Origin of the sequence: Niastella sp. (assembly GCF_045805085.1) — a bacterium.
Lineage (GTDB): Bacteria > Bacteroidota > Bacteroidia > Chitinophagales > Chitinophagaceae > Niastella.
Genome location: NZ_JBJMLX010000218.1, coordinates 18,577 through 42,945, shown reverse-complemented (window position 1 = coordinate 42,945; position 24,369 = coordinate 18,577). Strand labels below are relative to the sequence as shown.

The 24,369-nt window shown below is 46.3% G+C and carries 17 protein-coding genes; 11 read left to right on the top strand and 6 right to left on the bottom strand.

What is annotated here, in order from left to right:
• The first annotated feature begins 12 nt into the window (after window positions 1-12).
• The 4 genes from ACJ751_RS11225 to ACJ751_RS11210 all read left to right on the top strand — a co-directional run bounded on the left by ACJ751_RS11225 (window position 13) and on the right by ACJ751_RS11210 (window position 5,108).
• On the top strand, window positions 13-822 hold the full coding sequence (locus ACJ751_RS11225; protein WP_407745586.1) for an alpha/beta fold hydrolase: 810 nt from the start codon (window positions 13-15) through the stop codon (window positions 820-822).
• A gap of 26 nt (window positions 823-848) precedes the next feature.
• Window positions 849-3,482 (top strand): PKD domain-containing protein, encoded by a 2,634-nt coding sequence (locus ACJ751_RS11220; protein WP_407745585.1) that lies wholly within the window; start codon window positions 849-851, stop codon window positions 3,480-3,482.
• Between the two features lie 179 nt (window positions 3,483-3,661).
• On the top strand, window positions 3,662-4,414 hold the full coding sequence (locus ACJ751_RS11215; RefSeq protein WP_407745584.1) for an SDR family NAD(P)-dependent oxidoreductase: 753 nt from the start codon (window positions 3,662-3,664) through the stop codon (window positions 4,412-4,414).
• Window positions 4,415-4,691: 277 nt separating this feature from the next.
• Window positions 4,692-5,108 (top strand): hypothetical protein, encoded by a 417-nt coding sequence (locus ACJ751_RS11210; RefSeq protein ID WP_407745583.1) that lies wholly within the window; start codon window positions 4,692-4,694, stop codon window positions 5,106-5,108.
• Window positions 5,109-5,281: 173 nt separating this feature from the next.
• Here ACJ751_RS11210 and sprA read toward each other — a convergent pair whose 3' ends face one another.
• On the bottom strand, window positions 5,282-12,400 hold the full coding sequence (gene sprA / locus ACJ751_RS11205; RefSeq protein WP_407745582.1) for a cell surface protein SprA: 7,119 nt from the start codon (window positions 12,398-12,400) through the stop codon (window positions 5,282-5,284).
• A 77-nt stretch (window positions 12,401-12,477) separates the two neighbouring features.
• A complete protein-coding gene (gene ruvA / locus ACJ751_RS11200) occupies window positions 12,478-13,062 on the bottom strand; it encodes a Holliday junction branch migration protein RuvA (protein WP_407745581.1) in 585 nt (194 codons plus the stop codon).
• A gap of 381 nt (window positions 13,063-13,443) precedes the next feature.
• Here ruvA and ACJ751_RS11195 point away from each other — a divergent pair, with 381 nt between their 5' ends.
• The 5 genes from ACJ751_RS11195 to ACJ751_RS11175 all read left to right on the top strand — a co-directional run bounded on the left by ACJ751_RS11195 (window position 13,444) and on the right by ACJ751_RS11175 (window position 19,681).
• Window positions 13,444-14,433, top strand: a complete 990-nt coding sequence (locus tag ACJ751_RS11195; protein WP_407745580.1) for a beta-ketoacyl-ACP synthase III — start codon at window positions 13,444-13,446, stop codon at window positions 14,431-14,433.
• A gap of 131 nt (window positions 14,434-14,564) precedes the next feature.
• Window positions 14,565-15,797 (top strand): trans-sulfuration enzyme family protein, encoded by a 1,233-nt coding sequence (locus ACJ751_RS11190; RefSeq protein ID WP_407745579.1) that lies wholly within the window; start codon window positions 14,565-14,567, stop codon window positions 15,795-15,797.
• A 129-nt stretch (window positions 15,798-15,926) separates the two neighbouring features.
• The gene (locus tag ACJ751_RS11185) at window positions 15,927-17,618 is read left to right on the top strand and encodes an N-acyl-D-amino-acid deacylase family protein (protein ID WP_407745578.1); all 1,692 of its coding nucleotides are present in this window, start codon (window positions 15,927-15,929) and stop codon (window positions 17,616-17,618) included.
• A gap of 118 nt (window positions 17,619-17,736) precedes the next feature.
• Window positions 17,737-18,186, top strand: a complete 450-nt coding sequence (locus ACJ751_RS11180; RefSeq protein ID WP_407745577.1) for an N-acetyltransferase family protein — start codon at window positions 17,737-17,739, stop codon at window positions 18,184-18,186.
• Window positions 18,187-18,370: 184 nt separating this feature from the next.
• Window positions 18,371-19,681, top strand: coding sequence for a S41 family peptidase (locus tag ACJ751_RS11175; RefSeq protein WP_407745576.1), 1,311 nt, complete (start codon window positions 18,371-18,373; stop codon window positions 19,679-19,681).
• 132 nt (window positions 19,682-19,813) lie between these two features.
• On the opposite strand, the gene fabD is transcribed toward ACJ751_RS11175, so the two are convergent.
• The 4 genes from fabD to ACJ751_RS11155 form a co-directional block, all read right to left on the bottom strand.
• Window positions 19,814-20,704, bottom strand: a complete 891-nt coding sequence (fabD, locus tag ACJ751_RS11170; protein ID WP_407745575.1) for an ACP S-malonyltransferase — start codon at window positions 20,702-20,704, stop codon at window positions 19,814-19,816.
• 230 nt (window positions 20,705-20,934) lie between these two features.
• On the bottom strand, window positions 20,935-21,531 hold the full coding sequence (gene folE / locus ACJ751_RS11165; RefSeq protein ID WP_407745574.1) for a GTP cyclohydrolase I FolE: 597 nt from the start codon (window positions 21,529-21,531) through the stop codon (window positions 20,935-20,937).
• A gap of 63 nt (window positions 21,532-21,594) precedes the next feature.
• Entirely contained in the window at window positions 21,595-22,020 is a 426-nt protein-coding gene (locus tag ACJ751_RS11160) for a 6-pyruvoyl trahydropterin synthase family protein (protein ID WP_407745573.1), read from the bottom strand.
• Between the two features lie 53 nt (window positions 22,021-22,073).
• Entirely contained in the window at window positions 22,074-22,484 is a 411-nt protein-coding gene (locus ACJ751_RS11155) for a 6-pyruvoyl trahydropterin synthase family protein (protein WP_407745572.1), read from the bottom strand.
• A gap of 257 nt (window positions 22,485-22,741) precedes the next feature.
• Between ACJ751_RS11155 and mqnB the strand changes: the two genes are divergently transcribed.
• Window positions 22,742-23,401 (top strand): futalosine hydrolase, encoded by a 660-nt coding sequence (mqnB, locus tag ACJ751_RS11150; RefSeq protein ID WP_407745571.1) that lies wholly within the window; start codon window positions 22,742-22,744, stop codon window positions 23,399-23,401.
• 71 nt (window positions 23,402-23,472) lie between these two features.
• On the top strand, window positions 23,473-24,315 hold the full coding sequence (locus tag ACJ751_RS11145; protein ID WP_407745570.1) for a 1,4-dihydroxy-6-naphthoate synthase: 843 nt from the start codon (window positions 23,473-23,475) through the stop codon (window positions 24,313-24,315).
• Window positions 24,316-24,369: the final 54 nt, after the last annotated feature.

Sequence of the window (24,369 nt, the reverse complement as noted above, 5' to 3'; positions counted from 1 at the left end):
TACCTTCAGGTCATGGCAACAGAAAACAATATTCTACTAAATGATAAACCGGTATTTTATCGTGTAGAAGGGCAGGGAAAGCCGGTTGTGTTGATACATGGCTTTGCAGAAGATGGCACTGTGTGGGAGCACCAGGTAGAATATTTAAAAAGCAGGTTTCAACTAATCATACCAGACCTTCCTGGAAGTGGCCGCTCACCCATTAATGATGCTGACTGGTCGATGGAATATTTTGCCGAATGCATTCACCACATATTGGACCAGGAAAATATCAAAACAGCCAGCGTGATAGGGCATAGTATGGGAGGATATATTACCCTGGCGTTTGCAGAAAAATATCCCGACCGCCTGCAATCATTTGGGTTGTTTCATTCCACTGCGTATGCCGATAGTGAAGAGAAAAAGACGGCCCGCCGCCGGGGCATCGAATTCATCCAGCAATATGGCGCTGCTAAATTTTTAGAGCAATCTTACCCCAATCTTTTCTCCGATGTATCAAAAAAGCACCAGCCCGAACTAGTGCATAAATTATTAGCCCGCTACACCAACTTTGTTAGCCAATCGCTCGTAAATTACTACCGGGCCATGATAGTGCGCCCTGACAGGACCAGCGTTCTCAAAAACTTTTCCCGCCCTGTATTGTTCATTATGGGAAAATTAGATAACACGATACCATATGAGCAGGTAGTGCAACAGTGTTATATGCCTGGATTGTCATATATTCATACACTTGAACAATCCGGTCATATGGGAATGTGGGAAGAACCTGAACTAAGTAACGTTTTCGTTGAAGAGTTTTTGATGCATGGCCAATTTGTATAACGTAAACGGTGTTGTAGCCCAGCCTAATGAGAAGATCCCTGGCGATAGCTTTGTTGTTATTTTTTGGAACGATCCAGTCCCTCTTTGCCGAGCATATCAAGGGTGGGGAAATGTTTTATGAGTACCTGGGACCCGGAAGCGATGCCAATACTTCTCAATACCGTGTTACTTTAAAGTTATATATCGACTGTAATGCCACGAGTAGCGGGCAGCTTGACACCGAGATCAAGTTGACCGTTTTTGATAAATCTTCTAATGGACAACTGCGTGGCAGTCCGTTTACGGCGCCTTACATCGGCGATGTGTTTCTGAAGTTCGATCCCAATTCCAACCCCTGTATCAGCAATCCTCCTACAGATGTGTGTTACCGGGTGCGCTCGTTTTCCACAATTATTACAGTGCCCATAAATGCCAACGGATACACCATTGCCTATCAGCGCTGTTGCCGTATCAATAATATCGTAAATATGGTGGCGCCCAGTAATTCAGTGGGTGCAACATATATGTGCGAAATTCCCGGCACCAATATTTTGGCGGATGCCTATAAAAATTCAAGCCCCCGGTTTTTGCCCAACGATGCTACCGCCATTTGCCGCGGCAGTAATTTTACTTTGAGCTTTGCTGCAACAGAACCTGATGGTACCGATTCCATCGCTTATACTTTCTGCAGTGGTTTTATAGGCGCTTCTTCCGGTTCACCCAGTCCCGTTACAGCCTCCACGCCGCCTTATTCATCGTTGAATTATCAATCGCCTTTTAATGGGAATGCGCCCCTGGGCGCACAGGTGACCATTAATTCCAGAACAGGGATTATCAGTGGTATTGCCCCTTCAACTATCGGGCAGTATGTGATAACGGTTTGTGCATATGAATACCGCCAGGGCGTTTTGATCAATATCCATCGCAAGGATGTGCATGTGAAAGTGTCGGATTGTATTCCGCTGGAAGCCCTGCTGAATCCCAATTATTCTTTTTGCGACGACTTCCTGGTAACTTTTAAAAACGAGCAGGTGAATCCCTCCGGTTCAGTATACACCTGGGATTATGGCGATGGTTCGCCACCTGAAACCACTACCGATCCTGAAGGCAGGATACAGCACCAATATAAAGACACCGGTACCTATACGGTTAAATTGAAAGTGGTACTGGCCGGACAGTGTGAAGATGAAACCGTAACGCTGGCAAAAGTGTATCCCGGTTTCTTCCCCGCCTTTTCGGTGCAGGGCAGTTGTTTACTATTGCCTTTACAGTTCATTGATCAAACTACTTCAAAATATGGGCACGCGGCTAAATGGAGCTGGGATTTTGGTGATGAAACTACTACTGCAGATGTATCGACCGTGAAAAACCCAACCTGGAAGTACAACACTACCGGGTTAAAAAATGTAACGCTCACAGTAGAAAGCGATAAGGGGTGCGTGGGTACTGTTACCAACAAAGCCGATGTGCGGGATAAACCAGCCATTTACCTGCCCTTTACCGATACCCTGATCTGCAGCATCGATACCTTGCCCCTGATCGCAGGCGGAAATGGGGTCTTCTCCTGGGCGCCTAAATATAATATCCTCAATGAAAATACGCCTACACCATTGGTGTGGCCAAAGATCACTACTACCTATACCGTAACCTTAAACGAAAATGGTTGTATCAATACGGCTGATGTGCGGGTGCGGGTGGTTGATTTTGTAACTCTTGATGCAGGGGTGGATAGCACCATTTGCCTTACGGATACGGTTCAGTTGAACCCGCAAACCGATGGGTTGAAATTTGAATGGACTTCGGATATTCCCGGCTATTTCGATAACCCCAATATAAAGCAACCGCGGGTGCGGCCAACATCAAACACCAAATATCATGTGGTGGCGCATATCGGTAAATGTTTTACGGAAGATGATGTAACCTTGCGCACCATTCCATACCCTATAGCCAGGGCAGGGGCCGATACGCTGATTTGTTATGAAGATACAGCCAGCATACATGCCAGCATGGTGGGGTACCGTTTCTTCTGGAGCCCCATGAGTACCTTAAGTGATCCAAACAGTTTGAATACGCTGGCCTGGCCCAAAAGAACAACTTCGTATGTGCTTAGTGTGTATGATACGTTAGGTTGTCCCAAACCCGGCAGAGATACCATAGTGGTGAGGGTGAAAAATGAGATCATTGCTTTTGCAGGAAGAGACACGTCCATTGTGGTGGGCCAGCCATTGCAACTAAACGGGCGGGGTTCTGATTTTTATGAATGGCTACCGCCATTGCACCTTAACCGGAACGATATTGCTAGTCCCATTGCTATGCTGGATGATAATTTCAGCTACCAGTTAAAAGCCTATACCGCTGAAGGGTGTTATGACCTCGATACCATCAATATAAAGGTATTTAAAACGGCGCCTGATATTTTTGTGCCCAATGCATTCAGACCGGGTGGCAGCCGCAACAATGTATTACGGCCAATACCGGTTGGTATTGCCACGCTCGATTATTTCTGCGTATTTAATCGATGGGGACAAATGGTATACAGAAGTTATTCACCCGAAACAGGGTGGGATGGCTCCCTCAACGGCAAACCACAAGATCCCGGCACCTATGTATGGATGGCGAAAGGAACTGATTATACGGGTAAAGTGGTAATGAGGAAGGGTACTGCGATTTTGTTACGATAAAAGTTTTTAGTTCAAAGTTTAAAGTTTTAAGTTCTGGTTCTGTATTCAAATTTCAGTTCGTAGGTTCTTAAGTTATTAGATTTAGTTGTAGGCTCGCGACGAATCTGCATTGCCGATTCACGACTCCCACTGCCTATTGCCTTTCTTTAATTACTTTCGCATCAAATTTCTCTTCTTTCATGAAAACAGTACTAATCACCGGAGCTACATCAGGTTTTGGAAAAGCAATGGCTGAAAAATTCGCCGCCAATAATTACAAAATAATTATTACCGGTCGCCGGGCCGACCGGCTTGCTGAACTGGAAAAACACTTGGTACAAAATTATAATGTACCGGTGCATTCCCTCGAATTTGATGTACGCGATCGTGAAAATGTTTTTACTGCCATTAAACAATTACCACAAGCCTTTGTTACGATTGATATCCTCATTAATAATGCTGGATTAGCGTTGGGACGTGATTATTTCGAAGATGCTGATACAGAAGACTGGGAGATCATGCTCGACACTAACGTGAAAGGCGTGATGTATGTTACAAAGGCCGTGTTGCCCGGCATGATAGAAAGAAAGCAAGGCCATATTATTAACATAGGATCTATTGCAGGCAAGGAAGTGTATGAACGGGGAAATGGATATTGCGCCTCTAAATACGCCCTTGATGCGCTTTCGCAGTCAATGCGGATTGACCTGGTGCGGCACAAAATAAAAGTTACCGGTATTCATCCCGGTGCTGCAGAAACAGAATTTTCAATGGTGCGTTTTAAAGGCAACGCAGAAGCTGCTGATAAAATGTACGAAGGCTACCAACCCCTTACCGCTAATGACGTAGCTGACGTTGTATATTATACTACTACTCTACCACCACATGTATGTATTAACGATCTGGTGCTTACCTGTATAGCCCAGGCAAACTCTTTTTACCTGCATCGGTAATTTCCGTGCTAAAATACTTTTCTTGTGCCTGGTAGTTTTCCACTGGAAACTGGTAGGCCTGAGTAGGTATTTTAATGCTTTGTAATACATGGTTCATTTAGAATATGTGAAATCTTAGCAAAACTACTTGCAGGAGCCGGCGATTTGTGTAGCTTTATACTGCGACAAATTCCAAAATCCTGCTTTAAAGCCATTACCTATGTGTAAATCCCTATGCACATGCATAATTGCATGTTTTTGCTTACTATTTTCCCCTATTTTAAGGGCCCAGAGTGATGTGATCAAGCTTCAAAATTGTGAAGGCAATCCCTACCAACATGCGGTTGACAGCATAAAAAAAGTCAGCTCTGAACAGGGATATGTACTATTACGCGAAGCCTCCATTCAAATGGAAAGCGAGTATGAGCTACCCGTAGTTTTACCTATGACGGGTGGTACAATTTACCAGTTTGTTTTTATCGGTGACCCATCCTCGAAGTTATATGAGGTACGTATGTATGACTGGAATGAACGCCAGGTTGTATATAAAAGAAACCAATGGGGCGATGTGGATGGTAATATTATCAGTTATACTTATACGCCGCAGTTTAGTGAGTACCACATGATAAAACCGGTTCAGGTAAACAAACAAAAAAAGAAACTCTGTGGTTATGTAATGTTGATGAAGAAACCGGAACCTACAGCCAAAAATTAACGCAGAACGCTTAAGACTGAACGCTGAATACAAAAAGCTTATATAAAATAAAGCCCCAACGGTAACATTGGGGCTTTATTTTTTGCCTTGCCCGCCGAAGCTTTAGCGTAGGAGGGCCCTCTGCCCTTAAAAAGAAGAAGCCCCCGGTATAACCAGAGGCTTCGTTTTATTTCTTACTGCGCTAATGAGATCCTTAACTGCAACCCACACCTCGTAGTGGTAATGGGCGGTGAAGTAGAGATCTTCGGTTCAACCCTGCGTTGCTCAAAGTATAGTTTCAGATTAACCCGGTTACTTATCACATAATCTATTGTTGGGTTAATGGTGATTACTTTTTGTCCGTTGGTGGGCAAAGACTGGTCCTGGTCTAACCGGCTGTTGGCGGTAATGTCGTCGCGCAATCCAACATCCAGTCTGAAGCTGGCATCGTTCTGCAGCGGCTTGCCTTTGAACCTGATCCAGGAGAAAGCGCCCCGCTTTCTGTAACCGGCCCCAATGGTAAACTCGGTTGAACGTGATTCGCTGAGCTGGAAGTCGATCAAGCTCAAACTTACCGTTCTTGACTTTTTATATTCAAACCGCGCTGTGAGCTGGTTGGTGAACTGCATATCCACATCGATCAACGGTACAAACTGCTCGCTGATGGAGATATTTGGCACCAGGAAGTAAGGAATATAGTTACCGGTAAGCGTATCGATAAATGAAGGATACGCCAGTCGTGCAGAATCCCGGTATAATAACGATGAGGTAAAGCTGTTCATGCTCAATGAACCGGTATACCCATGCGAAATGGTAAAGTTGGTGAAGATCTTTTCCATGCCCGGGATCCTTGTTAACCCGTTATAGGTAAGCCGCCAGTTGGGCCTTGGCAAAATGCCGGAGAACGGGTTCGACCTGATATTTGGATTATCCTGTTTTATCAGCGGCGCATTGTCTGGCGATTTGCCGGTATACGCAGCAATGAATGCAGGGATCAATACATCCTGCGCATAACGGCCATAACCGGTGTAATAGCCATCAGAAGTTTGCGTCTTATTGGAATAAGGGTTTTGCTCGGCTAACTTCTTCGAAAGGATCATGCGGTAATCCTGGAATTTCAGGAAAGTAGTGGTTACTTCATTTGGCCTAACCGGCGTGAACATGGTCTTTAATGCAATATAACTTACACTAAAGCTACCGGAGGTGTACGGGTTCAACCGGGCAAAGTGTTGGCCGGTGCCTGTGGTGTCTTTGTACAACTCACTGTACATTTTACCAAATGTTTTATCCAGTGTAAGGTCAACGGTTAAGTCCCTGACAGGAATAAGCGTGGCCGTTATATTCAGTTTCTGTTGGTAATCCTGCCGGTTCTGGTAGTTGAAATTCGAGTCGGCCGATAGCCAGCCTTTTTGCGCCATCATGTTCACAAAGTTGGTGTCGGGCTGTTTACCGAAAATGAACCCAAGCCCCGGCGCCATCGATTTAAAGTTCATCCCCAGCACGTGCGTACTATCGGTATAACCATAAATGGTGGCGGTGGCGTTTTCAGAGTATTGCACATTCACCCGTTTTAACATGGTGAGTATGCGGCCGCCAAATTTGGCAGCGCCACTTAACTCCAGGGGTGCATTTTTATCGCGTTTCTTTTTACCGGTTGAATCGGTTTTTTTATCGCCCATTCCCGGCGGTGGCGGTGGGGCCGCCGGCATATCCTCATCAAAGGCGCGTAGTAACCTCGATTTGGCGTACAACCGGGTAAAGTCCAGTTCGGCCGTCAGGTTTTTACTTTGCGTGTTCGAAAGGGTGTTACCCAGTTCGCGTGCCAGCTGAGAGGCGGCCAGCCAATCGTACGTAGCCGTGTAGCCCGCGCGAATGGTTGTCCAGTCAAGGAATGGTATTTTATTGGTAGGCAGTGTATACGATACCGTTGCTTTGTGGTTGTATTCAATGGTACGGCCGCCTTTCCAGAAGTTATGCCACATGCGTTTTCTCTCTGCTTCATCCAGGCGTCCGCTGTCTTCATCAACCCAGGCGCGGTTCAACGCGGTAAAGTCGAGGTTCAGCGAACGGGTGAAGTCCCAGCGTAAATTATAAGTACGGTCAAAGGTGAAGTACTTGTCGTATGTTTCGGGTATCAGGTTCTTGGGTGTACCCACGGCGCGTGGCCGGTAAATGCCCATCTGGCGGTTTATATCAGCCCTGAACCCAAGCAGGGTAGGCAGGGGGTTAATGTTAAAGTCCTTCACAGCAGCTACCCAGGGCGATTTTGTTTTAATCATGCCCTTTACCGGTTCCCAGTATTTGGGAGTAGAAGTATAATTATAACCCAATCCCGCACGGTGACGTACTACCGCGTTGTTATCAATAAGCGGGTTGTGCTGTTCTTCTTTATAATAAGAATAGCTTACGTCGAAGTTCTCGATGCTCCAGATCTGTTGTTTTTTACCAGTGGTATTCATCTTCTTCACGTTGGTGAAGTTGACCGTTTTAATGGTTTTTACATCGATGGCATCGTTACGTATAGAGTCTTTCTGAGCAGCCGTGGCGGCCTTTAGTTTGTCTTTCAGTTTTATATCCAGGTCGTAAGGATCGTATTCAGGAGTGGTCACTGTTTTTTGGTAGCTGGCGTACACCGGGATGGAAATACCTGCTTTAGCCGGCAACAGTTTACCCAGTTCCAGGTTGGTGGCAACATCCATTTGGGTGTAGGCCTCGCGTGAGCGTTCGTTCACCCGTTGTTCCAGCGTTCCCCAGCCGGCGGTTCTGGCGCTGGCGGAGATATATACAGTACCCAGGTCGGCGAGCTTTATGTCTAAACGGCCGGTAGCTGCCCAGGCGCCATGCTCATCGAGGCCCGATAACCGCAGTTCGTTGAACCAGACCTCGGTGCAGGCATCCAGGCGATTGGGGTTTTGCACCCCAATAAAGAATGACCTTATTTCACCCAGGTTGGGGTTACCAAGGATCGCAAACTGTTTACCATCGGCATCCGTTTCCTCGTAGTACTTATAGCTATTGCCGCTGGTGCTATTGCGTGTTACTTTTAATTTAGTCAACCTGTCGAGCGACAGATCGAGGTTATTGGCTGCCGGCCATATCAGGTCATCATCGGTGGTTCGCCAGGGCGTCATATCCAGGGGGATCTTTATTTCATAGAAGTTACTGATGAGGTCATTACCCAAACGGATGATGGCATACAGCTCCCCGTTTTTAATGTCGCCGTCGCTTTTTACCGACTCGGCGTGTACGTACATCTGTAACTGTTTGTACTGGCGAAGATCGAGGCTAAGGTTTTTGAATACCCCTCTTGCATCGCCCTTGTTCAGGTTACAAACCTGTAAGCTCAGTGATTGCTCGTTCTGCAACAGGTTTACGTTGTTGTTGCTTAATTGTTGCTGACGAACTACGCCTGGAGGCGTTTTATAGTTAACAGGAAATCTTGATGAATTTTCTTCCACATTCACTGCCAGTTGTTTTACCGTAGTGGGGGAATTGGCGGGAATGGGCACATACTGATTGGTGGTATCCAGCAGGTAGTTGAACCCACGCCATTGGTTACGTACCAGCTCCAGTTTGCCAAAACGCAACACTACTGAATCTTCGAAGCCGGTCAGGTACATCCGGATGAAACGGATCGACTTGAAGTCGGGGATGTTACCTATTTTCTTGTCGTATTCCCTGATGGGGACGCGGAACAGGTACCAGGTTTCGGCTTCGCTGAGGCTTGGGTGAACGATAACGCTATCCGTGATGTAGTTGGCACCAACGTGCATATCTCCCTTCTTCAGTTCAACTTTATACTGGAAATATTCTTCCAGTTCATTCAGCGTGTTATCGCGGTTGAACTCCTCCTGGTCGGGATACAGGGTAAAGGCGCTTACAAATTTATCGCCGCTGCCGGCAACGGGTGAGTTGCCCTGCGGGTTATTGATGTTTTTATAGCGGATAAGAATACCATCGTTTGAGCCGAATTGTGCATTGCGGTAGTTGATGTAGTCATCGCTTGAAGGGTCGTTCTGTGCATTTGCAATAGCACCGCCGCCAACGCCAATGCTTTGCAGCTGGTTTAAGTAACCCTGGAATTTTACTTTTTCAGCGTCATCTACCAACCCATCAAAACCGGCGTCCTGCAAGGGACGGTCGCCGGGGTCATTACTAAAGGCCTGCGTTACCTGTATAGGGTTGGCCGGAACCTTACCCCAACTGGTAGCGGTATCTTCCCGGGCCGTGGTAACAGCACCGCTGATGCCATTTTCAAAAAAGCGTTTACCATCTTTTAAAACGTCTTCCGAAATATTACCCAGGTTGAAATACAGTTCACCACCTGAGCTGCCGGGATTCTTGATATAAGGGTCCTGTAACCAGAACTCGATGAACTCCACGTTGCCGGTTTCAAAGTCAACCTGGTCAAGACCGCGCATAATACCACCCCAGCGTTTCCTGGGATTTAATAACCGGCCGTTGGCGTCCACGCTTCCCGCACGGGCATCATAGTTATAAGGGCCTCTTTCGGTAGGGTAATAGGCCATATCGAAAGTAACCAGGCTTCCCTGACCCAGGTCGATATTTTGTTTTTTCGGGTAGAGGTCTTTCACATTCACCGAACGAACGCGGGGATCGTCCAGCAACTTTTTATCGCTGATGGGGTTATCAGGGCTTGTTTTGTCCTGCAACACCGGTTCAATGTTATACCAGGCCAGTTTGGCGCGGTTAAAACCATAATCCACGGTGTCGCGCATGGTAGCTTCGGGGAACAGGCCATTGCCGGCAGGGGTTGAAGAAAGGCCCCAGCTCACCAACGGAAAGCGCAGGTCAATTGCATTGCGCGCGCCTTCAAAGTCATCGATGAATACCTGGCTTCCGCTGCCCTTACCAATTTGCGGCGGGTGGCCCGGTTTCAGGTAGGCCGCTTCACCATACGCGGTAACGGTACTCATTTCAGTGGTATGATAGAAAGGAAGTTTATCTAACCAGCTGGTAAGGCGGGGCGCCTGCGTCATGTAGTTGAAGTCCACGCCGTACATGGTGTTACGAATAGGGTCTTCATTGTAACTGGTTTTGGAAAAGAATGGGCGTTCACCCAACCTTACCAATGAGGCGCCGATCGATAATTGTTCCCTGGCCGTTTGTTTGGCCATATAGTCGAGCCGCAGTCCCATAAAGTTTCGCTGCTGAATGCCATACCCGGCATTGTTTTCAAACTGCACATTTACGGGCAGGCCTGCATTCAGAATGGCCTGGTTAAGGATCTTCACCGTACCCAGGTTATAGTCAACCGTATAATCCACATTCTCTTTAAGCACCTGTCCGCCGGCGGTTACACTTACCGAACCCTGCGGCACATTAAAGGCGCCCAGTGAAATTTCGGAATTGCTTGATCCCTTTGCATAACCGCTGATGACATACCGGTCGAGGTTGGCGTAGGTTTTAGCTATTTCCTTGATGGTATCGTATAGTGGAAGGAACTCATATTTGGCTTTTATGTCTGCCGGACTGTTACGGAAGGCTACGGAATCAAGGTCGTGACCGAACGGTTCCAAAAAAGGAAAGATGATGCGCGCCTGTTGCGATTGAATGGTAAAACCTTCCAGGTAATCGAACACCCCATCGGGGAGGGGGTCGTTGTGTGCATTTAACCGGTCGAGGTTTAACAGGGTAAGCAATGGCACCCCGGGGTTATCCCCTTCGGGTAAAAAGCGCTTCTGGCCTAAACTTGGTTCTTCGTATAAAACGTTCAGTTTAAAATCTGCTGCCTGTACACCTGATAAATAGCTTCCGTCTTTTGTTTTAAGGGTGTACACGTTTTTCATCATCAGGTTCCAGATCGGCAGGTTGGTACGTTGCGAAGTGGCTTTCAATAATTTCAGGAACAACACTTTTTGCGTACCGGCCCCGCTAACGGAGGTATCGGGTGGCACATCCTGCGAAAATTCACCTACCTGGTAAATGCGTCCATTATAGCTGTATTGATAAGCCACGCCCAATACCTCGTCTGGTTGCAATGGCTGATTAACAGAGATAAAGCCAACCTGCGGATTGAAGGAGAAATCACTTGGATTTAATTTCCGCGCAAATGTTTTTTCAAAATCCTGTACCGGGTTCAACCCCATCGATTGTAACTTACTGGTAATGGCCGATGAGTTGCGGCTGCTGGGATCTCTTATGATATCGCGAAACAGCGTGTTGGCATCGTTGTTGGGAAGGGCATTAGGGTTGCCTGTGCCGGGACGGTAGTAAGGATTGGGCTCACCCAGGTCCATCAGGCCTACCACATCCCGGGTTTCGGTGGTGGACCCGTTCCGGTTGGTTACCCAAACTTCCACCCGCATGATCTGCACCTGCGAGCTCACTATGGGCAGCTTCGACATGGCTTTGTTGTAGTTCTGGCGGAAGTACTGAGCTAACAGGAAGTGGCGGTTCTCCTCATAATCGTTGGCCTTGAACTCAAAATAAGTATTGGCCGACCCGCCCTGTAAACCCAGCGATTGTTTTTGTGATCGCTGGTTGGCGAGCACACCGGTGATGAACAGTTTCCCGAACTGCAGCTGGGTTTTTATCCCGAACAGTTGTTGGGCGCCGGGAATCAGCGTTCCTTTTGACGAGAAGGAAATATTACCCGCCTCGATCTTTTTTATGATCTCGTCATCGCTGCCGGTATAGTCGAGTTTGAGCTGGTTGTCGAAGTCGAAATTGGCCAGGGTGTTGTAGCTGATGGGCAATTTTAGCTTATCGCCGATATTACCGATCACACTGAGGTTGGCGTTCATATCAAAATCGAACCCACCGTTTCGACGGGCCCGCTCGGGCAGGGCCGGGTTTTTGATATTCTGACCCTGGTAGCCGGCAATGATGTTTACCTCTCCCTGGGGTTTGATCTCAATTTTGCCATTCCCGAAAATGCGATTGAACAGGTTATCTGTCATCGACATTTTTGGTTTCAGCATTTTTCGGTTGAGATCATTGAGAATATTCGATCTTTTCTTAAAGTAATCATTTTCCTGTTTACTGCCCATTAACTTCATGAACTCATCAAAAGTGAGGTAGGTAGGCTTCCGGTAATAGAAGTCGCCTATTTTTTCAATGATGTAGTACTGCTTTGTTTTGGGATCGTAAACTATGGAATCCTGGATATTAGCCGGGTCTTTGAGGCCCATGGAATTCCGCTGAGGAAAGGTAAAGTAATCGCCCCGCCGGTCGTGCAGGGGATACTTCAGTGTATCAATAGCTGATGTTTGCTTTCTGCTGGTATCCTGGAATGGAGCATAGAAAGCCCTTGCGGTTGAACTCAACCCAACACAAGCAGCTATTAACACAATGGTTAATCGGTTTCTGTATGAGCGTAACAATCTTCTCTAAAGAATTAGTTAGGTAGAGTTCCAGTCCGATAGGCTTATATTGTTTTTAGAGCTTTCTTAATTATTTCTTCAACTGCACTGAGAGAAGGTTCCGCTTTTACAACGCGTTGTACTGCCTGTTCGGCTGAAGACCGGGCAATCCCCAGTGCGATCAGGGCATTTAACGCGTCCTGTTCCAGCGTATTGTTAACCAAAGGTGAAATATTTAAACCTGGTTTGGTTTTGCTAAGTTTGTCCCTCAGTTCCAATACGATACGCTCGGCCGATTTCTTCCCAATGCCCTTTATTGACTCCAATAGTTTGGTATTCCCCTGCACAATGGCGTGTGAAAGCTCTTCGGGTTTCAGGGAAGACAGCATCATTCGGGCGGTAGCTGCACCCACCCCGGATACGCTTAGCAACTGCAGAAACAACTCTTTCTCTGCCACATCGAAGAAACCATAGAGGGTATGCGCATCTTCTTTAATGTGCAAGTGCGTATACAACAGTCCTTTGTCGAGCGACTGGATATGTGAATAGGTATTCAGACTTATATGCAGCTCATAGCCTACACCGTTGGCCTCTATATGCACAACGGCGGGTGTTTTTAGAACATACTGTCCTCTTACAAATGCGATCATAGGACGAAAATAACGGATTCTGGTTGATAGTTTGCCGAATGTGCCGATTTCATAATTCGGCCGGTTTTCATATAACTTTTACTTAATGAGAACGTTATAGTAAGGTCAGAAATAATGCCAGAAAAAGCAGCAGGCAAAGGGCAAAGGTTTGCGTCGCGGCAACCCTAACTCAGAACCCGAAACTCTGAACCGGTAACAGGCAAACCGGCAACCGGTAACTGGCAACCGGTAACCATTCACGATTCACGATTGACGATTGACGGCTCCCCTTTAGGGGGCTGGGGGATAACCTGCTTTATCCTATCTTTGCCAGCTTATTTACTCATTGATAGTGATTTTGTTCTTGAAAATAATTCAATATCAAACTTGTATAAAAGTAGCATGACGCAAAAAATTACTGCCGCCATCACAGCTGTTGGTGGTTTTGTTCCGGAAGACAAGCTGACTAATGCAGATTTAGAAAAGATAGTAGATACCAACGACGAATGGATCCGGAGCCGTACCGGGATTGAAGAAAGACGAATTTTAAAAGGACAGAAAGGTACTTCAGACCTGCTGACCCCCGCTGTAGAACAACTCCTGAAAAAAAGAGGTATCAGCCCCCTGGAAATTGACGCTTTGGTAATTGGAACGGTTACACCTGATATGATATTCCCTTCAACCGCTAACCTGGTATGCCACAAAGCCGGTCTTAAAAATGCCTGGGGTTTTGACATGCTGGCCGCCTGCAGCGGCTTTTTGTATGCCCTTACTACCGGCGCCGCATTGATTGAAAGCGGCCGGTGTAAGAAAGTGATTGTAGCCGGTGGCGATAAAATGAGTTCCATTGTAGATTACAGCGATCGTACTACCTGCATCATCTTTGGCGATGGCGGTGCGGCCGTATTGCTGGAAGCCAATACAGAAGGGTACGGCGTACAGGATAGCATCCTGAGAAGCGATGGGGCCGGCTGTGCGCACCTGCACATGAAAGCAGGCGGTTCATTACGCCCCGCTACTGCTGAAACAGTTGCCAATAAAGAACACTTCATTTACCAGGAAGGACAGCCCGTATTCAAGGCAGCCGTAAAAGGTATGGCCGATGTAAGCGCTGAACTGCTGGAAAGAAATAACCTCACCGGTGATGATATCGCCTGGCTGGTTCCACACCAGGCCAACAAACGCATCATCGATGCTACGGCCGATCGTATTGGTTTGAGTCACGATAAAGTAATGCTGAATATTCAACGATATGGCAATACCACGGCCGGCACCATTCCGCTGTGTCTGTGGGACTGGGAAAGTCAACTGAAAAAAGGCGACAACATTGTGATTGCAGCTTTTGGCGGTGGCTTTACCTGGGGTGCTACGCTGATTAAGTGGGGATACTAGTCGTCAATGGTGAATGGTCAATGGTGAATAACTCGCGATTCTCTCAATTTCGAACTAACTAGGAAACTCAAAATTGAGAAATCCATTCACCATTGGTCATTGACCATTCACGATTCTGTATCTTCGAACACATGGCAAATCAACAATTCCCATATACAGGCTTTACCTCACTGGCAATACATGCCGGCCACGAGCAGGATCCCAACTATGCACACCTGACACCCATTTACGCCAGCTCCACTTTCGTTTACGACTCGGCCGAGCAGGGAATGCGTCGCTTTAGCAAACAGGAAGAAGGATATATCTATAGCCGTTGGGGTAACCCAACCTTTACCGAAGCTGAGCGAAAGATCGCCGCCATGGAATGTTTTGGTGTACCGGATGCCAATGGCCTCCCCCTCACGGTAAAAGCATTGTTGCATGCATCGGGCATGGCTGCCATAACCACCTTGTTTTTGTCGAACCTGAAAGCAGGTGATAAAATACTGTCGCATTTTTCCCTGTATGGCGGTTCGCAGGAATTGATGGATAAAATACTGCCCGGCCTGGGCATAGAAGCCGTGATTGCCGACCTGCGCGATCTGAATAAAGCAGAAGAAGCCTTGAAGGCCGATCCGCAAATACGCATGGTGTACCTCGAAACACCGGCCAATCCCACAGTGCAATGCGTAGATATTGACGAACTGACTAAACTCGCCAAACAATACGGCAAGCTGGTAGCCTGTGACAATACCTTTGCCACGCCCTACCTGCAGCAACCATTTCGGTATGGCGTTGATTTTATCATGCATTCCACCACCAAATTCCTGAACGGTCATGGTACCGCAGTCGGTGGCGTGTTGTTAGGGCGTGACATTGAATTTATGAACGACAAAGCCGCCAAAACCCAACAGCTCCTTGGCGGCAACAGCAATCCATTCGATGCCTTCCTGTTGATAAATGGGATGCGCACCCTGGAAATACGCATGGAGCGTCATTGTCATAACGCTACAGAAGTAGCGAATTACCTGGAAACACATGAAGCGGTTGCTAAAGTGAATTACACCGGGTTACCCTCACACCCTGATTATTACCTGGCCAGCAAACAAATGCGGCACCCCGGCGCCATTATGAGCATCGAGCTCAAAGGTGGTTTGCAGGCAGGCGTGCAAATGATGGATCGCTTGCAGTTGTGTACGCGCACCGTGTCGCTGGGTACTTGTGATACCTTGTTGTGCCACCCCGCTTCCATGACGCATTACGGCGTGCCCAAAGCGCAACGGGAGCAGTATGGCATTACGGATGGACTTATACGTATGAGTATAGGTATGGAGAATGTGCAGGATATACTTATGGACCTGGAACAATCATTAGGTGGTTTGTAATTCTAAGCAAAAGTTCCAGGTTCCATGTTCCAGGGTTACAGGGACCTTAATGCAGAATTGCTATTTATGACTTGTAACCTGAAACTTGAAACCTGTAACGTGTAACCTGAAACCTGCAACTTCTACTATATGAAACACTACCCCTGGTTAATGATGCTTGGTATAGTTACAATTGGTGTATCCTGTAAACTATCAGAAGCAAATAAGTACGATCTTATAATCCATAATGGCACCATCTACGATGGCAATGGCAAACAACCTTATACGGGCGATATAGCCATCAATGCCGATACCATTGCTTTTATCGGTAACCTGAGCGAAGCCCATTCGCGCCAGGTGATAGATGCAAAAGGCCTGGCGGTAGCGCCCGGTTTCATCAACATGCTAAGCTGGGCCAACGAATCATTGATCCAGGATGGCCGTTCGCAAAGCGACATCCGGCAGGGCGTAACGCTTGAAGTGATGGGCGAGGGGGAAAGCATGGGGCCGCTGTCTCCTGTGATGGCAAAAGAAATGGAGCAGGCGCAAACTGCGATCAAATACAAGGTAGGGTGGACAACCCTGGGCGAATACCTGAATTTTTTACAACATAAAGGCGTTTCGTGCAATGTGGCCTCCTTTGTGGGCGCCACCACGCTTCGCCGTTATATCATTGGTGAAGATAACCGCGATCCCACACCAGCCGAACTGGAAAGTATGCGGCAACTGGTGGCGCAGTCCATGAAAGAAGGCGCGCTGGGCGTTGGTTCTTCCCTGATATACCCGCCGGCGTTCTTTGCCAAAACCGATGAACTGGTGGCGTTGTGCGACGAAGCTTGCCACTATGGCGGTTCTTACATTTCGCATATACGCAGTGAAGGCACGCAGTTGTATGAAGCGGTGGAAGAGTTAATCAATATAGCCAAACGTGCGCATATCCACGCCGAAATATATCACCTGAAAGCCGCTGGTAAAAGCAACTGGGGTAAAATGGATAGCGTGATCCGCCGCATTGAGCGGGCACGGGCAGAAGGACTGAATATAACTGCCGATATGTACAATTATCTGGCTGGTGGCACCGGTTTGGCCGCCACACTGCCGCCCACGTTACAGGATGGTGGTTTTGGAAAACTGAGGGAGCGCCTGCAGGATCCTGCCATTCGCAAACAAACCATCCATGATATGGATACGCCTACCGATAAATGGGAGAACTTTTATGTAGCGGCCGGGTCGCCCGATCAGATCCTGCTGGTAGGTTTCAGACAGGACAGTCTGAAAAAATACACCGGTAGATCATTGGCCGAAATCGCCGCCATTCGCCATACCTCACCGGAAGAAACAGTAATGGATCTGCTCGTACAAGACAGCTCCAATATTGCATCTATTTATTTCTTAATGGATGAAGAGAACATTAAGAAGGAACAACAATTGCCCTGGGTAAGTTTTGGCTCCGATGAAGGTTCCTATACACCCGAAGGCGTTTTTCTGCAGTTTAATTGTCATCCCCGCGCTTATGGAAATGTAGCGCGGTTGTTGGGAAAATATGTGCGGGAAGAAAAAGTGCTATCGCTGGCTGAAGCCATTCGCAAACTGAGTAAATTGCCGGCCACTAATTTACGTATACAAAAACGCGGTGAACTGAAAGCCGGTAATTATGCCGATGTGGTTATTTTTGACCCCGCCGCCATTGAGGATCATGCCACGTATAATAAACCGAATCAGTTTGCCACCGGCATGAGGCATGTGCTGGTGAACGGCGTGCAGGTATTAAAAGACGGCGAGCACACCGGCGCCAAACCCGGCCGTTTTGTAAAAGGTCCCGGGTTCTCCCCAGCCCCCTAAAGGGGAGTTTCAGGTTGCAGGAGACCTTGAAACCTGTAACCTTGTAACCTGTAACGGCGACTTAGACAACAACATGCCAGTTTAAGATCAATTAGCATATTCATTTATATAAATAAACATGAAGATTACTATTCGTCGTGCTGTAAAAGAAGATTGTGCCCGCTTACTGGAACTGATCCGCGAGTTGGCGGAATATGAAAAAGCTCCGCAGGAAGTGACCGTTACCATGGAACATTTTGTGGAAAGTGGTTTTGGCAAACAACCGGTTTGGTGGGCGCTGGTAGCAGAAGTTGACGGACAGGTAGAAGGCTTTGCTATGTATTACATTCGGTACAGTACCTGGAAGGGCCAGCGGATGTATTTGGAAGACCTGATCGTTACAGAGAAAATGCGGGGGCAGGGCCTGGGCAAAAAGCTGTTCGATCAATTGATTGTGGAGGCAAAGGAAAAACAATTCAACGGAATAGTATGGCAGGTGCTGGAATGGAACGAACCGGCCATTAACTTCTACAAAAAATATAAAGCGCATTTTGATCCCGAATGGATCAACTGCAGCATTCCGGTCTAGCCGGATTAGGGGGTCATTCGCCAACTGGCGGAGGGCTCACCCTGTTCGAAAGTGAACTTTTTCTTCAAATAGTTGTAACTTGTTAAAGTTATTCTTTTATTATTCCCTCCTATGTAAAATGTGCATTTGAATTAGCAACTTTATACCTGATATAGGTCACATAGAAAAAGTTCAGTTTCATTTTATGAAGACGATTGTAGCAGGCGCTATCATAGTTGGAATTTCGCTGGCAAGCTGCAGAAAAAATCATGACGTTATTAGCAGTGAGGTCAAGGTTGACACTACTGTTAATTATGCACGTGATATTTATCTGTGGCATAACAACATTCCTGCCTCGCTCGATCCACATATGTTTCCCGATCCCAATGCGGTTATGGAAGGCATCAGGGCCTACAGCGCAGAACCGGGGTTCAGTGTGCCAGTTGACAGGTGGAGTTTCGCCATGCTGAAATCTGACTGGAATGCACTGAGCACCGGTATAGGCGGCGATTTTGGGATGAACATTTTTTTCTATGCCGATGACGATCTGCGCGTATCGTATGTAGAGCGCGAATCCCCTTCGGGTAAAGCTGGTATCAAACGCAGCTGGCACATTAAGCAGATCAACGGAGTTGCCAATTTCACAATCGCTAATTCAAACGATATCGTCAGGGCGGTGTATCAAAGTCCTGTTGGCACTTTTGTCTTTGCCCGCCCCAATAACACCGATACTACCATTACTTTAAAGGCTTCTTCTTATCGTGAACATCCGGTGTTGTTCGATTCTGTGTATAACACCAATGGTAGTAAAACCGGCTATTTTGTATTCAATTCTTTCCTGGGCGATACCGTAGAGATCAGCAATGAATTTGAACGCATCTTTAATAAGTTCAGCAGTGAGCATGTGCAGGATATTGTAGTTGACCTGCGCTATAACGGCGGTGGCTATGTGTCGGTGCAGAATCTGCTGGCGAATTACCTGGTGCCTGCTGCCGGTGATAAGCAGGTAATGCTTACCGAAGAGTTCAATGATAAATACCTGGCCTACAATACCACTGAGAATTTTACAAAAAAAGGAAGCCTCAATCTTAACCGCCTGTTCTTTATTGTAAGTCAGAACACCGCTTCGGCCAGTGAACTGTTGATAAACAGTTTAAAGCCTTATATGGATGTACAACTGATCGGTCCCACCCATACTCATGGCAAACCGGTTGGCTTTTATCCCATACCGGTATTTGACTGGTATATTTTCCCGGTATCGTTCCGTACAGTAAATAAATTAGGAGAGGGAAATTATTTTAACGGGTTACCCCTTGACCACCAGGTGGTTGATGGACTCGATAAAAACTGGGGCGATGGCAATGAAGCCTGTTTGAGCGCTGTGCTGCATTTTATCAGCAGCGGCTCTTATGCCCGCATGGCCGTTACGCCGCAACAACGCCTCGGATTAACCGAAGAAGTGTTGTTTAGTAATGCGGCTCTTGGAAAAACAAAGTTTAAAGGAATGCTTAGATAAGGCCCAACCTCCTTCCGACTTGTCGGGAGTACCGGGGAGGCCAAAAACAAAAGTGGATCACCTGAATAAGATGATCCACTTTTATTTGTTTAGGGGTACAATTTTCCTGCCAATTGCTCATTGCCTATTGGCTTAGCTTACGCCATCAGTAGTAACTTTTTTGTCGATCTTTCCGATCAAACCTTGCAATACTTTACCCGGACCGCATTCAGTGAAATGGTCGCCACCGTCGGTGATCATGGTCTTAATACTTTGGGTCCATTTAACTGCGCTGGTCAGCTGATCAATCAAATTTTGTTTAATATCTTCTTTGTTGCCCACTGCCTTCGCCACAACGTTTTGATAAACAGGACAATTAGGATGATAGAATGTGATTGCTTCAATTGCTTTCGACAATTCGGCTTTGGCTGGTTCCATTAAAGGAGAGTGAAAAGCGCCGCTAACCGGCAATACCAATGCGCGTTTAGCGCCGGCAGCTTTCAGGCGTTCGATAGCCACTTCAATTCCTTTTTTGCTTCCGCTTATAACCAACTGTCCGGGGCAATTATAATTAGCCGGTACCACCACTTCACCGGTTTCATCCTGAACCAGGGCGCAAATTTCTTCTACTTTGGCATCATCAAGACCCAGAACGGCCGCCATGGTAGAAGGACTTGATTCGCAGGCTTTTTGCATGGCCTGTGCCCGGATGCTTACTAATTTTAATCCATCTTCAAAGCTCAATACGCCATTGGCCACTAATGCTGAAAACTCACCCAGTGAATGGCCTGCCACCATTTCGGGGCGGGCATTATCAATACTTTTAAAGGCTATAACAGAATGAAGAAAAATGGCGGGTTGTGTTACCCTGGTTTGTTTCAGATCTTCTTCAGTGCCGTTAAACATGATATCGGAAATACGAAACCCCACGATCTCATTCGCCTGTTCAAATAATCTTTTCGCAAAAGCGCTGTTTTCATAATGGTCTTTTCCCATCCCCGGAAACTGGGAACCCTGCCCCGGGAACACAAACGCATGTGTCATAATGTAAAAAGGGGTTTAAAAAACAAAAATGCCACAAAGGTTTTAACTATCCAAAAAAGAAGTCGGAACTGGTGGAAGAAATGATAAATACAAATTTAGTAGTTATATTTTTGGATATTCCCAAAAATGGAAGGCTGGAGTGATGACCAGAGATCTATAGTCAGATTGACCCGTTGATCAGTTAACCAGGAACTGGTCAACTGATCAACGGATTAACGGCGCAACTTATATTAATGCAACCTGCTGGAAATTAATTTTGTAAACTCGCTTCTGGTTTGGTTCTTCTCAAACTCTCCCCAAAAAGCCGATGTTGTGGTAATTGAGTTTTGTTTTTGCACACCCCGCATCATCATACAAAGGTGTTTGGCTTCTATAACGACGGCCACGCCCAGGGGATTCAACGTTTCTTTAATGGCATCCAGTATTTGGGTGGTAAGGCGTTCCTGCACCTGTAACCGGCGGGCATACACATCAACTACCCGGGCCAGTTTACTAAGACCGGTAATATACCCATTAGGAATATAAGCAATATGCGCTTTGCCGAAGAAGGGCAGCATATGGTGTTCGCACATGCTGTACAACTCAATATCTTTAACCAGGATCATTTCGCTTACAGACTCTTTAAATTTGGCTGAATTTAAAATAGCCCTTGCATCCTGATCGTAGCCCTGCATCATATATTGCATGGCTTTGGCAACCCGTTCCGGCGTTTTCTCCAACCCTTCCCTTTCAGGATCCTCTCCCAGCAGTTTCAGTGATTCGCGGTAATGGTGCATTAACGGCGGCATTATTTTCTCGTCGTATTGTTCAATTTTTTTGAAGGCCATTTTCCGATGGTTTAGTTATGTATGCTTAATGCTGAATGCCCGGCAAGCAATGGTATTGAAGAATTATGCCGGATACTCTACAAAATTTCTTTCCGTTTCATATAAACGTACTTGCAGATCTAGCTGGGTGTCAATTTGCGCACGCAACAGTTCATAGATCACCACACAAATATTTTCAGCCGTAGGATTCAGTGATTTAAAATGCAGAGTGTCGAGGTTAAGGTTCTTATGGTCAAATTGTTCAAGCACGTGGTCCCTGATGAGGTCACTTAATATTTTCATGTCCATCACATAACCGGTTTCGGGATCAGGTACACCAGTTACTTTTACCACTACTTCATAATTGTGGCCATGAAAATTGGGATTGTTACATTTACCAAACACGGCATCATTCTTCGCCATATCCCAGGCAGGATTGTATAAGCGGTGAGCCGCGTTAAAATGTTCCTTTCGGTAAACTGCCACTTTTTTGCTCATGTTATTCAACATACAAAGTAATACGCTTTTTGTTTGCCAATTGTTGCCTGTACAACAAATACTGTCTATTCGCCAAAATACTCCACAAAAATGCGGGGTGTTTCGTACAGTTTAATACCATGCAATTGCACGCCTGCTGGTAATTGTGGTTGTAACTGTTTCCAGATAGCAATAGCCAGGTTTTCGGTTGAACAAAGCTGATCTTTCATAAACGGCACATCCATATTCAGGTTCTTATGGTCTAATTGCTCAATAACATATTGATTAATAATCTTGCTTAATGCCTTTACATCACACACAAACCCGGTATCAGGATTAGGCCGGCCTTTTACGGTTACATACAATTCGTAATTATGACCATGCCAGTGTTCATTCGCACACTTTCCAAAAACCAGTTCATTCTGTTCCTTGCTCCAGTTGGGGTTATACAATTTATGGGCGGCATTAAAATGCTCAACACGAGTCAGATACACCATTGTTGTCGTGAAAATTTGCCGCAAAGATAACACTTAGAAGGAACAAGGCATAAGATCGAAAGTACAAGGTTCAGGGGGCAAGGTTCAATACACATGGGACAAAGCACAATATTAAGGGGATAAGACACAAGAAACAAGGCATCAGGTACAAGGCACACACATGAAAATTTCCTTTCCGACTGGTCGGGAGGGCTCGGGGGAGGCTACAAGATGCAAGGTTTCAAGGTCTTGTGCCCTTGAATCATTAATTTTGCAGTATGGAAATTTTATTGGTAGCCGCCACCAACTTTGAAATTCAACCCACGATAAACTATTTAGCCGAACGGGATTGTATCATTGGCAATAACCGTTTCGAGGTGCTGAACACGGGCATTGGCAGTATGAGCACCACTTACTGGCTTACAAAAGCCGTTGACAAACACCGGCCCCACCTGATGATACAGGCAGGTATTGGCGGCAGTTTTTCTGCCGACTATCCCCCCGGCAGCCTGGTGTTGATAAAGGAAGAAGTAACCGGTGATCTGGGCGTGGAAGAAAATAATGAGTTTAAAGATGTGTTCGATATGGGCCTGCCACAGATCACTGATCCCTATACCGGCAAAAACCTGGAGAATAAACATGCTGAATTGTTACAACAATACAACCTTCCGCTGGTAAAGTCAGTCACTATAAATGAGATCAGCACAAGGCCGGCCCGGATACAACAATTGCAACAAAAGTACCAGCCGGTTGTTGAGTCCATGGAAGGCGCCGCCTTTCACTACGTAGCACTGATAGAAAAAATCCCATTTATCCAATTACGTGCGGTATCGAATATGGTAGGAGAGCGGGATAAAACTAAATGGAAGATGAAAGAAGCTATTCAGTTATTGAATGAGCAGTTGATAAAGATGGTAAATACAGAGTTAACCAGTTAACTGATCAACTGGTTAACTGGTCAACTGATCAACCTGGCACTTAGAATTTCAAAATAAAGTAATTAAACAAGATGACGCTTACCTTAGGTTTCTCCCCTTGTCCGAACGACACTTTTATTTTCGACGCGTTAGTAAATAATAAGATCGATACAGAAGGTATAACAGTAGAACCTGTACTGGAAGATGTGCAAACCCTTAACGAATGGGCTATACAGGGCAGGCTGGATGTTACAAAGATCAGTTATGGCGTATTGCCGCTTTTACTGGAGAAATATATTGTGCTGAATGCAGGTGGCGCGCTGGGAAAAGGCGTGGGGCCCTTGTTGATCACAAAACAAGCAGCAGCAAATGCTAAAGAGGTGAATGAGATGACCATTGCCATCCCGGGTGAAAATACCACTGCGCATATGTTGTTCTCACTGGCCTATCCCCAGGCCGCTAACAAAAAATTCATGGTGTTCTCCGCCATTGAAGATGCGGTGTTAAGCGGAGAAGCAGATGCAGGCGTAATCATTCATGAAAACCGCTTTACATATCAGCAGAAAGGGTTGCATAAACTGGTTGACCTGGGTGAATACTGGGAGCGGAAAACAGGTAACCCCATTCCGCTGGGTGGTATTGTAATGAAAAAATCATTCAACAGCGCCCTGCAGCAAAAGGTAGATGGATTAATAAAACGCAGCCTGGAATATGCGTTTGCCAATTACCCATTGATAACTGATTATGTAAAACAACATTCACAGGAAATGAGCGAAACGGTCATGCGCCAGCACATCGACCTGTATGTGAATAACTATTCTTTACAACTGGGAGCCGATGGTAAAGCAGCAGTGAATACTTTTTTGGATATTTACGAGCAATTGAAGAAAGTAGCTGCTCACAATAAAGAAATCTTTTTAGCAACAGCGGAGTAATAAAAGTGGTATAGCCTTTGCTGAAACACCGGGAAGATATTTGAAGGGTTGAAC

Excerpts from the sequence above, each read along its gene's own strand:
- fabD (WP_407745575.1), bottom strand. The coding sequence starts at position 20,704 with ATGACACATGCGTTTGTGTTCCCGGGGCAGGGTTCCCAGTTTCCGGGG.
- ACJ751_RS11185 (WP_407745578.1), top strand. The coding sequence starts at position 15,927 with ATGAAACACTACCCCTGGTTAATGATGCTTGGTATAGTTACAATTGGT.
- ACJ751_RS11195 (WP_407745580.1), top strand. The coding sequence starts at position 13,444 with ATGACGCAAAAAATTACTGCCGCCATCACAGCTGTTGGTGGTTTTGTT.
- ACJ751_RS11225 (WP_407745586.1), top strand. The coding sequence starts at position 13 with ATGGCAACAGAAAACAATATTCTACTAAATGATAAACCGGTATTTTAT.
- ACJ751_RS11145 (WP_407745570.1), top strand. The coding sequence starts at position 23,473 with ATGACGCTTACCTTAGGTTTCTCCCCTTGTCCGAACGACACTTTTATT.
- mqnB (WP_407745571.1), top strand. The coding sequence starts at position 22,742 with ATGGAAATTTTATTGGTAGCCGCCACCAACTTTGAAATTCAACCCACG.
- ACJ751_RS11220 (WP_407745585.1), top strand. The coding sequence starts at position 849 with ATGAGAAGATCCCTGGCGATAGCTTTGTTGTTATTTTTTGGAACGATC.
- ACJ751_RS11160 (WP_407745573.1), bottom strand. The coding sequence starts at position 22,020 with ATGTTGAATAACATGAGCAAAAAAGTGGCAGTTTACCGAAAGGAACAT.
- ACJ751_RS11175 (WP_407745576.1), top strand. The coding sequence starts at position 18,371 with ATGAAGACGATTGTAGCAGGCGCTATCATAGTTGGAATTTCGCTGGCA.
- ACJ751_RS11155 (WP_407745572.1), bottom strand. The coding sequence starts at position 22,484 with ATGGTGTATCTGACTCGTGTTGAGCATTTTAATGCCGCCCATAAATTG.
- ACJ751_RS11180 (WP_407745577.1), top strand. The coding sequence starts at position 17,737 with ATGAAGATTACTATTCGTCGTGCTGTAAAAGAAGATTGTGCCCGCTTA.
- ACJ751_RS11190 (WP_407745579.1), top strand. The coding sequence starts at position 14,565 with ATGGCAAATCAACAATTCCCATATACAGGCTTTACCTCACTGGCAATA.
- ruvA (WP_407745581.1), bottom strand. The coding sequence starts at position 13,062 with ATGATCGCATTTGTAAGAGGACAGTATGTTCTAAAAACACCCGCCGTT.
- folE (WP_407745574.1), bottom strand. The coding sequence starts at position 21,531 with ATGGCCTTCAAAAAAATTGAACAATACGACGAGAAAATAATGCCGCCG.
- ACJ751_RS11215 (WP_407745584.1), top strand. The coding sequence starts at position 3,662 with ATGAAAACAGTACTAATCACCGGAGCTACATCAGGTTTTGGAAAAGCA.